12 protein-coding genes are annotated in these 11,529 nt (G+C 63.5%); 4 read left to right on the forward strand and 8 right to left on the reverse strand.

Annotated features, from left to right (window positions below; all coding sequences use genetic code 11):
• Positions 1–43: 43 nt before the first annotated feature.
• Positions 44–634, forward strand: coding sequence for a peptidoglycan recognition protein family protein (locus tag AC1RQ5_RS20290; protein WP_493203497.1), 591 nt, complete (start codon positions 44–46; stop codon positions 632–634).
• Positions 635–771: 137 nt separating this feature from the next.
• Here the strand turns inward: AC1RQ5_RS20290 and AC1RQ5_RS20295 are convergent, their stop codons facing one another.
• Positions 772–1,593, reverse strand: a complete 822-nt coding sequence (locus AC1RQ5_RS20295; RefSeq protein ID WP_398484489.1) for an aspartate dehydrogenase — start codon at positions 1,591–1,593, stop codon at positions 772–774.
• A 158-nt stretch (positions 1,594–1,751) separates the two neighbouring features.
• Between AC1RQ5_RS20295 and AC1RQ5_RS20300 the strand changes: the two genes are divergently transcribed.
• Positions 1,752–3,221, forward strand: a complete 1,470-nt coding sequence (locus tag AC1RQ5_RS20300; RefSeq protein WP_493201294.1) for a GH1 family beta-glucosidase — start codon at positions 1,752–1,754, stop codon at positions 3,219–3,221.
• An 81-nt stretch (positions 3,222–3,302) separates the two neighbouring features.
• On the opposite strand, the gene AC1RQ5_RS20305 is transcribed toward AC1RQ5_RS20300, so the two are convergent.
• The 5 genes from AC1RQ5_RS20305 to AC1RQ5_RS20325 all read right to left on the reverse strand — a co-directional run bounded on the left by AC1RQ5_RS20305 (position 3,303) and on the right by AC1RQ5_RS20325 (position 7,996).
• The gene (locus AC1RQ5_RS20305; RefSeq protein WP_493203499.1) at positions 3,303–4,142 is read right to left on the reverse strand and encodes a phosphodiesterase; all 840 of its coding nucleotides are present in this window, start codon (positions 4,140–4,142) and stop codon (positions 3,303–3,305) included.
• A complete protein-coding gene (locus AC1RQ5_RS20310) occupies positions 4,139–5,200 on the reverse strand; it encodes an ABC transporter ATP-binding protein (RefSeq protein WP_493201296.1) in 1,062 nt (353 codons plus the stop codon). The genes AC1RQ5_RS20305 and AC1RQ5_RS20310 overlap by 4 nt, the downstream gene beginning before the upstream one ends.
• Positions 5,197–5,982, reverse strand: a complete 786-nt coding sequence (locus tag AC1RQ5_RS20315) for an ABC transporter permease (RefSeq protein ID WP_398483973.1) — start codon at positions 5,980–5,982, stop codon at positions 5,197–5,199. The genes AC1RQ5_RS20310 and AC1RQ5_RS20315 overlap by 4 nt, the downstream gene beginning before the upstream one ends.
• A gap of 4 nt (positions 5,983–5,986) precedes the next feature.
• On the reverse strand, positions 5,987–6,802 hold the full coding sequence (locus AC1RQ5_RS20320; protein WP_493201298.1) for an ABC transporter permease: 816 nt from the start codon (positions 6,800–6,802) through the stop codon (positions 5,987–5,989).
• A gap of 186 nt (positions 6,803–6,988) precedes the next feature.
• Complete coding sequence (locus tag AC1RQ5_RS20325) at positions 6,989–7,996, reverse strand: ABC transporter substrate-binding protein (protein WP_493201300.1); 1,008 nt, start codon at positions 7,994–7,996, stop codon at positions 6,989–6,991.
• Between the two features lie 225 nt (positions 7,997–8,221).
• On the opposite strand from AC1RQ5_RS20325, the gene AC1RQ5_RS20330 reads away from it, so the two are divergent.
• Entirely contained in the window at positions 8,222–8,701 is a 480-nt protein-coding gene (locus AC1RQ5_RS20330; protein WP_493201302.1) for a hypothetical protein, read from the forward strand.
• A 22-nt stretch (positions 8,702–8,723) separates the two neighbouring features.
• Here the strand turns inward: AC1RQ5_RS20330 and AC1RQ5_RS20335 are convergent, their stop codons facing one another.
• Both AC1RQ5_RS20335 and AC1RQ5_RS20340 read right to left on the reverse strand, forming a co-directional pair.
• Entirely contained in the window at positions 8,724–9,023 is a 300-nt protein-coding gene (locus AC1RQ5_RS20335) for a hypothetical protein (protein ID WP_398483964.1), read from the reverse strand.
• Between the two features lie 95 nt (positions 9,024–9,118).
• Complete coding sequence (locus AC1RQ5_RS20340) at positions 9,119–10,060, reverse strand: hypothetical protein (protein ID WP_493201305.1); 942 nt, start codon at positions 10,058–10,060, stop codon at positions 9,119–9,121.
• Between the two features lie 320 nt (positions 10,061–10,380).
• Here AC1RQ5_RS20340 and AC1RQ5_RS20345 point away from each other — a divergent pair, with 320 nt between their 5' ends.
• On the forward strand, positions 10,381–11,526 hold the full coding sequence (locus AC1RQ5_RS20345; RefSeq protein WP_493201307.1) for a GGDEF domain-containing protein: 1,146 nt from the start codon (positions 10,381–10,383) through the stop codon (positions 11,524–11,526).
• Positions 11,527–11,529 lie beyond the last annotated feature (3 nt).

The raw sequence follows: 11,529 nt of genomic DNA on the forward strand, positions 1-11,529 counted from the left end.
ATTGCTGATCTTGTGCGCGTTCGCCAGCCCGGCGACCGCCTAGATCCCTACAAGCTTCGAGATCGCCGCCCGCTCCCGCGGCACTCCGGATATTCCTGGCCTCAACATGGTCTGGCTCGTGCCATGGACCGATCTCCGCCACGCCCGCGAATGGCGCAACATCGTCGTGCATCAATCGGAAGGCGCGCCCGGCTCGGCCTGGCGCAATGCCGTGGCGCAGATGCAGCGGCAAAATCGCAAGGGTGTGCAGATCTGGGTCGAGACCGATGGCACGGTCTATTGGTCCACCGCCGAATGGGCGGTGCCGAACCACCTGCGCGACGGCAACCGCAACGACAATAAATATATCGACAACTCATCGACCTATCAGCAAGTCGACAACGACTCGACGATCGGCATCGAATTTGTCGGCAACTATCCCAATGTGAGGAAACCGCCGACCGACGCGCAGATCGCCGCGTGGCGCGTGCTCGTCCGCGTGCTGCAGGCCCGCTACGATATTCCGAACGAGCGCGTCTATGCGCATAACTGGATCGACTACAAGGATCGGCGTTACTGCGAGGGCTGCGAACTGGCGAGGATTGCGCGGACGCAGGGGATCGAGACCGCGCAGCAGGTCGAGAAGGGGCAATAGCTTCAGCCCTCTCCGCCCCTCATCCTGAGGAGCGGTCGTCTTCGACCGCGTCTCGAAGGATGGCCGCGCACTCCAGAGCCAAGCCATTCATGGTTCGAGACGCGCGCCCCTCACCATGAGGGCGGAGTGCGGGGCGGTTAAGTCCCCACACGCAGCGCCGCGCCGCGCTTGCGCAGCAGCGCGATCACCGACAGCGCGGTGATGCGGCCGGTCTTCGGATTCTCCGACGGAATGTTTTCGATCTGCATCGAGAAACGCGCGGAATCCGAATCCACCTCGACGCGATGCACATTGCGGGTCAGCGCCGGATCGGCCCAGATCTGCAGCGTCGTCGCGTCGGGGCCGACGCCCGCCAGCGACAATGCGACGGCAACATTGAGATTGGCCGGAAAGCCCTTTGCCGCTTCACGCGCGCTGCCTTCAAAAATCTTCAATGGCTCGGTGATGCTCTCGATGTCGATCTTGTTCTCGACAATGTAGGGCGCCCCCGCGAGGCCCTTCACCGGCTTGCGTGTGACCATTGTCACCGAATGGATCTTGCCTTCAGCCGCCGCCGTCACGGCATCGAGACCGATCAGCGCGCCGGTCGGCACCACGATCTGGCCGCCATGCGCCTTGGCGAGTGCGACGAGGTCGTCGTTGAACAGCAGGGCCCCGGCGCTCAGCACGATAGCGGTCTTGCCCTTGGTCACGAACGGCTTGACGATGGCGGGCAGCAAGGACGCTGGCGCGCATTCGATCACGATATCGGCGACGGCTTCGAGCTCCGCGATCGGCAACACCGGCGGCGCCTTGCCGAGCTTCGACAGGAACGCCGCATGCTTCTCCGCGTTCTGCACGGAGATCGCGACCAGGCTCAGGCCTTCAATCCCGCGATCGAGCTCTTCGACCACCTTCTGACCGATCCCGCCCAGACCCACCACGGCGACGCGCGCCACCGATGCCGTTTGCATGCCCATTACTGCCATCCCGCTTCACGCCGACGTTATTGCCGCTCATGCTCTTTTTGTCGCAGCCGTCTGCGAATGTCCAATGCCGCCATGCTGGGGCCTCATGTCCCCTGTCATTGCGGCCGGCCCGACGCTATCTCTCGGGCAACCGCCACACAGGAGTTGCAGTGTCCCATCGTTTCACGCGCCGTCATCTGGTCGGAGGCGCAGGCGCGCTCGCCGCCGGCCTCGCCATCTCGCCGGCGGAGGCGCAGCAGTCGGCAAATGCACAGCAAGGCGGCAATCCGCGCGCGTTCCCGCCGAATTTCGTCTGGGGCACGGCCACCTCCGCCTATCAGATCGAAGGCGCCGTCGAGGCCGAAGGCCGCGGCCGCTCGATCTGGGACACCTATGCGCGCCTGCCGGGCAAGATCCGCGACAACAGCAATGGCGACCGCGCCAATGAGCATTTCGCGCGTTACAAGCAAGACGTCGCGCTGATGAAGGAGCTGGGTACCACGGCCTATCGCTTCTCCATCGCCTGGCCGCGCGTGTTTCCGGATGGCACCGGCACGGCCAATCCGAAAGGTCTCGATTTCTACAACCGGCTGATCGACGAACTGCTCGCCAACGGCATCACGCCCTATGCGACGCTCTATCACTGGGACCTGCCGCAGGCGCTGCAGGATCGTTTCGGTGGCTGGGCCTCGCGCGAGACTTCAAAAGCGTTCGGCGATTATGCGGGCCATGTCGCCAAACACATCACTGATCGCGTGAAGAACGTCTTCACCATCAATGAATGCGCGACCTTCGTGGATTTCGGCTATGGCATAGCGCCGATCGAAATGGCGCCGGGAATCAAATCGACGCAGAAGGAGCTGAACCAGATCCGCCATCACGTCGCGCTCGGTCACGGGCTCGCGGTGCAGGCGGTCCGTGCGCAAGGCCGCGCCGGCACGGAAGTAGGCGTGGCGGAGAACCTCGCCTCCTGCATTCCGGTGATCGAGACGCAAGAGCACATCCGCGCCTCGGAGATCGCCACGCGTGAGATGAATGGCGGCTATCTCACCGTGATCATGGAAGGCCGCTACACCGATGCCTTCCTCGCTTATGCCGGCGCGAACGCGCCCGTCTTCACCGACGAGGACCTGAAGATCATCGGCTCCCCCATCGATTTCCTCGGCCTCAACATCTACATGCCGCAGCACTATGTCGCTGCACCCGCGGACGCCGGGGGTTTTGCACTGATACCGACACCCGCATCCTTCCCGCGCATGGACTCCGACTGGCTGCGCGTCGGACCGGAAGCGATGTACTGGGCACCGCGCAATGTCGCCAAACTGTGGAACGTGAAGAAGATCTTCATCACCGAAAATGGTGCATCCGCGTCAGACAAGCCGGCGCCGGATGGTCGCATCTTCGATCTCGACCGCATCATGTATCTGCGCGCCTATCTCGGCCAGTTGCAGCGCGCGACGTCCGAGGGCGTACCGGTCCAGGGCTATTTTCACTGGAGCCTGATGGACAATTTCGAATGGATCGACGGTTTTGAGAAGCGGTTCGGGCTCTATCACGTCGACTTCAACACGCAGAAACGCACGGCGAAACTGAGCGCGGAGTTTTATCGCAAGCTCATCGCGGGGAATGCGCTGGTGTAAGGTCGATGCGACGCGCCGAGCTTGCGCCCCCGCCGCGAAGGCGCAACGACCTCTCCCCGGTGGGGAGAGGTGAACAGAGCGCTACAATAACTTCCCGTCCGCGCCGAAGAACGGATGCGGGCCGTCGAAGTCGCCGATCGGCACCTGATGCGTGACGAGATGGCCGCCCTCGCCGTCCGGAAACCAGACATGCAGATGAAACGCCGGCGGCTCGACGCGGAAGGACGGCGGGCGGACCTCGGCGAGATCGAGATCCACCGCATGGTTCGGCGCCGGGCAGATCGTGGCCACAGTGCCGGCAAAAGTCGTCAACGTCGCGCGATGGACATGACCGGCCGCGACAATGCGGATGCGCGGATGTTTGCGAACGATCACGGCAAGCTCGCCGGCATTGTGCAGGTCCTGCACATCCATGTGTTCGATACCGGTGCGGAATGGCGGGTGATGCAGGAACAGCAGCGCTGGGCGGTCATTGGACGAGCCCAGCGTCGCGTCGAGCCAGGCGAGCGTCACCGGCTCCAGCGTGCCATAGGGTTTGCCCGGCACATGGGAGTCGAGCAGGATCACATCGAGCGGGCCGATGGTACGGGCCTGATCGAGCGGACCAGCTGCATGCGCATAGGCCCAGTCGGGAAACGCGGCGCGCATCATGTCGCGGCCGTCGTGATTGCCGGGCACGCCGATGAACGGGATTTTGAGCGGCGCCAGCAGGCGCCACAGATGCTCGTATTCGCCGGGCGTCGGCGTATCGACAAGATCGCCCGAGATGACGACAAGATCCGGCCGCGGCTCAAGCGCGTTCAACTCGGCCACACAGCGCTCCAGCGCCTTGGCCGTATCGACCTTGTTGTAAGCCAGTTCGCCCGGCGCCTTGATGTGCAGGTCGGTGATCTGCGCAATGATGGTCGGTTTCGACATCAGTCTTCTTTCGGCAAGACACGAACGGCACTGGGCGCGATGGAGAGACCCACGCGCTCCCCTGCCTGCACATTGATCCTGTTCGACGCGTCCACCGTCAATGGCCGGTTCGCCGCACCGGTCACGATGACGCGCTGGCGGTCGCCGATGAAGCTGACGCTTTCTACAGTGCCGCGGAGGAAGGCGTCGCCTTCGGGCACGATGCCGATGGTCTCGGGCCGGATCATCGCCACCGCGGCGGCATTGTCGGCCATGTCGTTCAGGGCCAGCCAGCCGCCCGGCAGCGTCAGGCGCCCGCCCGCCATCGGCCCCTCGACGATATTGGCGGCCCCGACGAATTCGGCAACGAAGCGATTCTGCGGCTCGAAATAGACCTCGCGCGGCGTGCCGATCTGGGCGATGGCGCCCTTGCGCATGACGACGATGCGGTCGCCGAGCTCCATGGCCTCGGCCTGATCATGGGTGACATAGATCGCGGTGATGCCGAGCTCACGCAGCAACCGGTTGAGCTCGCTGCGCAGCCGGTCGCGCAGCGAGGCATCGAGCGCGGTCAGCGGCTCGTCAAGCAGCAGCACGCGGGGGCGCACGGCAACAGCGCGCGCAAGGGCAACACGCTGGCGCTGGCCACCGGAGAGCTGGTCGATGCGGCGGTTTTCCAGCCCGCCGATATTGGTGAGCGCCACCATCTCGGCCACGCGCGCGGCGCGCTCGGCCTTGCCGACGCCGCGGATCTTGAGGCCGTAGCCGATATTCTCGCCCACGGTCATGTTGGGAAACAGCGCATAGGACTGGAACACCATGCCCACATGGCGCTGCTCGATGGGCGTCGTCGTCACGTCCTGCTTGTCGAACAGGATGCGGCCGCCCGCATCCGGCGTCTCGAGGCCGGCGATGATGCGCAGCATCGTGGTCTTGCCGCAGCCGGAAGGGCCGAGCAGCACCAGCGTCTCGCCGGCGACGATATCGAGCGAGGCCGGTGCCAGCGCCTGGGTGCCGTCGGGAAAGGTCTTGCCGCAATTGACGACATGCACGGCCGCGCCGTGCGAGGGGGTGACACTCATCTGGTTTGACTCTTGTCGGCAAATATCTGCATCGCCACCAGCAGCGGCACGATCATGATGAAGAAGATCAGCGTATAGGCGGAAGCGACTTCGAGCCGCATCGAGGCATAGCTGTCGGCAAGGCCGACCGGCAGCGTCTTGGTCAGCGGCGTATGCAGCATCCAGGTCAGGTTGAATTCACCGAGCGACAGCGTGATCACCATCAGCGATCCCGCCAGAATACCCGGCATCGCATTGGGCACGATGACATTGCGGAAGCGCGTCCATGGCGAGGCGCCGAGCGAGGCGGCGCCCTCGTCCAAGGTCTTGATGTCCACCGAGGCGAACACCGCCATCACCGAGCGCACCATGAAGGGCATGGTGAAGATCACATGGCCGGTGAGGATGAACAGCCACGACTGCCGGAAGCCACCGAAGCCGCCATAGGTCAAGAGCAGCGCCAGCGCGATGGCCAGACCGGGGATCGCCAGCGGCAGCGTGATGATTTCCTCGATCACGCGCGACAACCGCCCGCCCCGCACATGCAGCGCATAGGCCGCAGGCACGCCGACAACGAGTGTCACTGCAAGCGTTGCGAAAGCGATCAGAAACGACAGACCGATCTCGCTCCTGTAGAGGCCCCAGACCTGCACGACCCATTGCAGCGTGACGCCGGACTGGATGCCGCGGAAGTAATTGACGGTGACGCCGGCCGAGATCGACAGCACCACGGGCACGACCAGGAATGCTGCGACCAGTAGCGTGAAGCCGAGTTGTCCGGCAAAGATCAGGCGATCGCGCATCCGCTCACCCCGCCGCGGCGACGGTGCCGCCGCTCAGTGAGCGCGCCAGCGCAAGGATCGCCCAGGCGATGACGCCGAGGCCGATGGAAAGCGCCGCCGAGATGGCGAAATTCGCCGCCAGCGTGAACTCCGTATAGATCAGCATCGGCAGCACATCGATATTGGTGGCCAGCGTGAAGGCTGTGCCGAAGGCGCCCATCGCCGTTGCAAAGGCGATTGCACCTGATGCGACGAAAGCCGGTACCAAAGCCGGCAGCACCACATCACGCTGCACGCCCCACGGGCTGGCGCCAAGCGAGCGCGCGGCCTCTTCCAGCCCCATATCGAGCTTCTGCACGGCGGCCATGATGGTGAGGATCACGCGCGGGATCGAGAAATAGAGATAGCCGAGAAACAGGCCGAAGATCGAATAGGCGAACACCACCTTCTCGCCCGACAGCGCCAGCGTGATCGCGCCGACAAGACCCTGGCGGCCAGCGAGCAGGATGATGAGGAAGCCGACGACGACTCCCGGAAACGCGAGTGGAAATGTCAGCATCGCAATCAGCACAGTGCGGCCGGGAAAGCGATGCCGCTGGAGGAACAGGCCGGCAATGGTGGCTATGACCAGCGTTGCGACCGTCGTCGCAGCGGCGAGCATCACGGTGTTGATCAGCGTGGCGCGATAGCGTGGCTCGGTAAGAATGGCGAGATAGGCGCTGACGCCGCGCGGTCCATCGGCGCCGACGGCGACGAGTTGCGCCATCGGCAGGACGAAGAAGGCAGCCGTGACCACTATAAGGGGTAGCAGGCAGACTGAGATGAAGTTGCGGTGTGACATCGAGAGAAAGCCTGCGGCCATCCTTCGAGATGCCCGCTACGCGGGCTCCTCAGGATGAGGGCGGAGTATAGCACTGCAGAAGACCCTCATGGTGAGGAGCGGCCTTCTTAGGCCGCGTCTCGAACCATGCAGGCCGAGCCCTATCCTCATCCATGTGGTGCCGCCGTACAACGGCACGATACTGCATCAACGAACTTCAGCGAGATAGCGGTCGCTAAAACCCTTTTGGGCCAATTCCATCTTGCCCCAATCCACGCTCTTGGCGCGGGCATATTCGCTGTCCGGCAAGAACTTCGCCTTCACGGCTTCCGGCAGCTCGATCTTGCGGGCCGGACGCAGATACGCATTGGTCCAGATCGCCTGCCCCTTGTCGGACAGCAGGTAGTCCATGACCTTCTTGGCCTTGTCCTTATGCGGCGCGTTCTTCACGAGACCGACCACGTAAGGGAACACCACGGTGCCTTCGCAGGGAATGACGAATTCGAAATTGCCCTTCTCGCTATATTTCGCGCGATAGGCGTTGAAGTCGTAGTCGAACAGGATAGGCATTTCGCCGGAGACCACGCGGGCGTAGGAGGTCTGCTTCGGCACCATGGCGTCGTTCTTCTTCAGCTCCTTGAAGAAGGCGATGCCCGGATCGAAATTGGTGTCCGAGCCACCGAGCGCCAGATTGGCAGCAACGGCGCCGACATAGCCGACGGCGGCCGAGGTGGGATCGAGATAACCGACCATGCCCTTGTAGTCGGGCTTGGTGAGATCCTTCCAGCACTTCGGCACCGGCTTGCCGCCGAGCGCGTCCTTGTTGACGAAGAAGCCGAGCGTGCCGGAGTGGATCGTGGTCCAGTAGCCTTCTGCATCCTTCAGGCCGGCATCGACCTGATCGAAGCCCGCGGGCTTGTAGGGCTCGAGCGCATCCTGCGCCTTCGCCTTCATGCCGAAGGTGACGCCGAAATAGCCGATATCGCCGACCGGATTGGCCTTTTCGGCGAGGATCTGCGCCAGCGCCTGGCCGGAATTTTTGTTATCGTGCGGCATCTCGATGGCGAGATCGGTCTTCACGGCCTTGATCATCGAAGCCCAGTCGGCCCATTCCGGCGGGCAGTTGTAGCAGATCACATCGGCGGCGCGGGCCGGCTGCGAGACGGCGACGAGTGCCAGCGCGGACATGGCGAACAGCAAGCGGGTGGGTTTCACGGCGATCGGCTCCATCCTGGCGCGGGCCAACAGCCGGCGCAGCGAGGTCTGAGGGGGAATGCGTGCCGCCCCACTATAGGCCGTCCATGAAACTTTTGCGACAAAGCTAACCCGCAGCGCGTTTGTGCACCGCCCAATGAACGCCCGGGAACTAGCGACGCCCTTCCCTATCGACATACCCGATGGCTGATGGTCAGATCGCGTATCGCAACAAAGAGACTCACTGTGAGCGAGACTGAACGCGACCGTGGACTGCTGAGCCTGATTGATCGGTTGGTCAAGCGGCCGGGCGGCAATGCAGCCACGAAGCCATTCGAGCCGGTCAAGTTCGATGCCGGCACGGCAAAGAGCGCCTCGGGCGACAAGACCGGTGCGGTCGATGACGGCGCACGCGAGGGTCTCGATCCCATCGTTCCCGAAGACAAGCCGCCTGTGTCGCTCGAACCGCAACTCGCCGTGGAGAGCACGCGGGAAGTCAGCCGCGACGAACTGGCCGAGCTGATCATCAAAGCGTTACAGGCCGGCGAAAAATATCCGACCAACGGTTTCGAGATCGTCGTCTACGGCTCGCGCCCATGGAATGCGATGCTGCGCATCCTGCCGGCGGCGGGCGCCGTCAAGGCGGACATCTGGCGCGACCGCTTGCAGACTGTCGTGCTGCTGTTTCGCGACCGCTACGAGATCAAGGAGACCGCGGACGCCTGATGCGTCCGCGCTTCGGCGAGGGCTATTTGCCGCCGCCGATATTGCCGCCTTGGATATGGCCGAGCGAGTTGTTGCCGAAGGCGGAGTTGCCGTTATTGCCCTGCATGGATGCGCCATAGCCGGGATAATACGGCGTCCGGCCGCCGCGCATCATGCCGTAGGAGCCATAGGCCGGCCCGCGCTGGTAGCGGTGGCCACCGCCGTAATACTGGCTGTGATGATGCGAATGATAGCCACGCTTCATCTTTTTCGCCGAAGCAGCGGTCGTTGCGAAACTGGCGGCCAGCAACACCGCCGATGTAATTGCCAATATCTTCTTCATGGGTCGCACCTTTCTGTCTGGGAGTGAAACGCGGTGCATGGCGTCCCGTTCCGAAACACAGCCCGGTGCGACAGCTGAAGCAGCAGTTTTCGCGTTCAGGCGGCGGCTTCGCGCTCGATCACCCGCAGACGGACGAAGGCAGCCCATGCTGCACGGAAATCCGGTCCCTTGGCATCGATGGCCAGCAAGGCACGCTCGGCGTCGCGGATCTCCTGCAGCGATGGCCGCGGCACATTTCCTGATTCGGATTGCGCCCAGCGCTCCTCGACCGCCTTTGCCAGTGCCAGAGCTCCCGCATTGCTGCGCTTCGGCGCCGGCTTCGACAATTCATCCCCTGGAGGAAATACGGGCCATGCCGCCGGCGGCTTGCTGGCCTGCCATTCGGCCTCGTCGCCGATCACCGGCTTGGTGGAGGCCACCTTGAACGAGCCGCCCTGCTGGCCGCCCGCTGACGCCGTCTGCTGCCCGGAGAAATGCTGCAACTGCTGCTGCATGGTGCCGCCGACACCGCCGGTGCTCGCATTGGACGAGCCCCCCGCGATGCTCGACAGCACCGCTGTGCTTGTCCCCGCGCCCGGCAATGCCTTCTGCATCGCCTGCATGGCGGAGGCGCCAGGCGAACCGGAGAGCCGCAACTGCGCGATGCGCTCTTCCTCGGCGGTGACCGGACAATTGCGATAGGCATCATGGCGCTGCGCGATGGTGCCATCATCGTCGATGCGCGCGAAATCGATCGCGACGGTGTAGACGAACGCTTTGTGGCCCGCATAGGCGCCGGTCTTGTCCTTCGCCCGAACGGCACCGCAGACATATTTCTTGCCGTCGGACTCCACCGAACGCAGCCCTTCGAACTCCGCCGACGACGGATTGATCAGCAGCCGCGACACCGCCGTGCGGGCCTTGGACTGATTGGTGGTGAGCACCGCATCGATCACTTTTTCGGGCTTGATGAAGGAGGGCTGATAATAAAAGACCGATGCGGCGGCAAAAAAGATGGTGCCGATGCCGCCCGCGATGGTCGCTGCTGCCAGATTCATGTGCGCCCGCCCTTTTCGCCTGAGCGCGACGGTTCGGCCCGGCTTTCGTCCCGGCTCCCGCCGAGATCCCCGGAAAGGTCATAGCGGATGCGCCTCTAGAGTTGGTTACCGCGATGGCGACAATTGCGGGTTGGTGTTCCCGTCCATACCGGCCGGCGCGTCATGCCCCGTGCAATTTCAAGCACATGCGGCATGTCACCACGCCTTTTCAACGGGCTGGCGTAACGTTTTTGTCACCATAGAAACCGAATGGCACGACGGTAGTCTGGTGCTAAGAAGTGTGGCGTAACACGCGCCATCTCTCGCCAACGCATCGGGTCATGTTGCTGGACCAACACTCACTTTTCATCGCCATCGGCGTGTCCTGCACGGCGCTCGCATTCACTTTGCTCGCGACCTGGATCGTTGCGCGGTCGGAAACCTATCTGCTGACATGGTCCACAGGTCTGACCCTGACCGTGCTGGCGCTGCTGTTCTATCTCGGCATCGAGCGCTACGATGCCAATTATCAACTCGTGACCTTCACGCTGCTGATCCTCGGCTTCGGCCTGATCTATCGCGGCACCATCCAGTTCTGCGCCCATCGTTCGAGCTGGACCGTCACGATCGCGGCGACGGCGCTCGGGCTGGTGCCGACCGTCCTCGCCTTTGCGACCGGCTATACCGGCATCGGCACCGCTCTCGCCAATTTCGCCATCGCATTGCTGACCACGCTGGCCGCGCATCAATACTGGGAAAGCCGCTCCGAAGCGCCGCTGCTGATGGTCACTAACGCGCTGCTTTACCTGGTGACGGCAGCCTCCTTCGCGGCTTGCGGCTATGTGCTGCTCGCTAATGGCCAGTATGTGCTGACCGAACGTCCCTCGAACTGGGCCGAGGAATTCAACTCGCTGATGGTGATCGTCGGCCTCACCGGCATTGGCGCGCTGTCGCTCACCATCAACCAGATCCGCACCACCAACCGGCACAAGTCGGAGGCCCTGACCGATCCGCTGACCGGCCTGCTCAACCGGCGCGCGCTGTTCGACGACACCGCGCGGGCGGTGCCGCAGAACACCGCGATCCTGCTGATGGATCTCGATCACTTCAAGACGATCAATGACAGGTTCGGCCATGCCGCTGGCGACCGCGTGCTGCGCGTCTTCGCCGAAGTGATCTTCTCCAATATCCGTGCGCAGGACGTCGCCGCCCGTCTCGGCGGCGAAGAGTTCTGCATCATGCTGTCGTCGTCGAGCCCGAAAGCCGCCTCCGCCGTTGCAGAGCGCGTCCGCTCGACGCTGGAAGGCCTGACCTTTCAGACGCCGGAGGGCATCATCAGGGCCACCGTGAGCATCGGCGTTGCGATCCGTTCAGCCGAACCGGAAACACTGCAAGCCATGCTGAACCGTGCGGACGCCGCGCTCTACCGCGCCAAGGCCGACGGCCGCAACCGCGTGCACATCTCGGATTTTCACTTGGCGGCGTGACCG

Source organism: Tardiphaga sp. GW821-FHT12E02 (assembly GCF_058807155.1).

Coding starts and splice junctions, on each gene's coding strand:
- AC1RQ5_RS20295 (WP_398484489.1), bottom strand. CDS start 1,593: ATGGGCATGCAAACGGCATCGGTGGCGCGCGTCGCCGTGGTGGGTCTG.
- AC1RQ5_RS20335 (WP_398483964.1), bottom strand. CDS start 9,023: ATGAAGAAGATATTGGCAATTACATCGGCGGTGTTGCTGGCCGCCAGT.
- AC1RQ5_RS20310 (WP_493201296.1), bottom strand. CDS start 5,200: ATGAGTGTCACCCCCTCGCACGGCGCGGCCGTGCATGTCGTCAATTGC.
- AC1RQ5_RS20315 (WP_398483973.1), bottom strand. CDS start 5,982: ATGCGCGATCGCCTGATCTTTGCCGGACAACTCGGCTTCACGCTACTG.
- AC1RQ5_RS20345 (WP_493201307.1), top strand. CDS start 10,381: ATGTTGCTGGACCAACACTCACTTTTCATCGCCATCGGCGTGTCCTGC.
- AC1RQ5_RS20340 (WP_493201305.1), bottom strand. CDS start 10,060: ATGAATCTGGCAGCAGCGACCATCGCGGGCGGCATCGGCACCATCTTT.
- AC1RQ5_RS20320 (WP_493201298.1), bottom strand. CDS start 6,802: ATGTCACACCGCAACTTCATCTCAGTCTGCCTGCTACCCCTTATAGTG.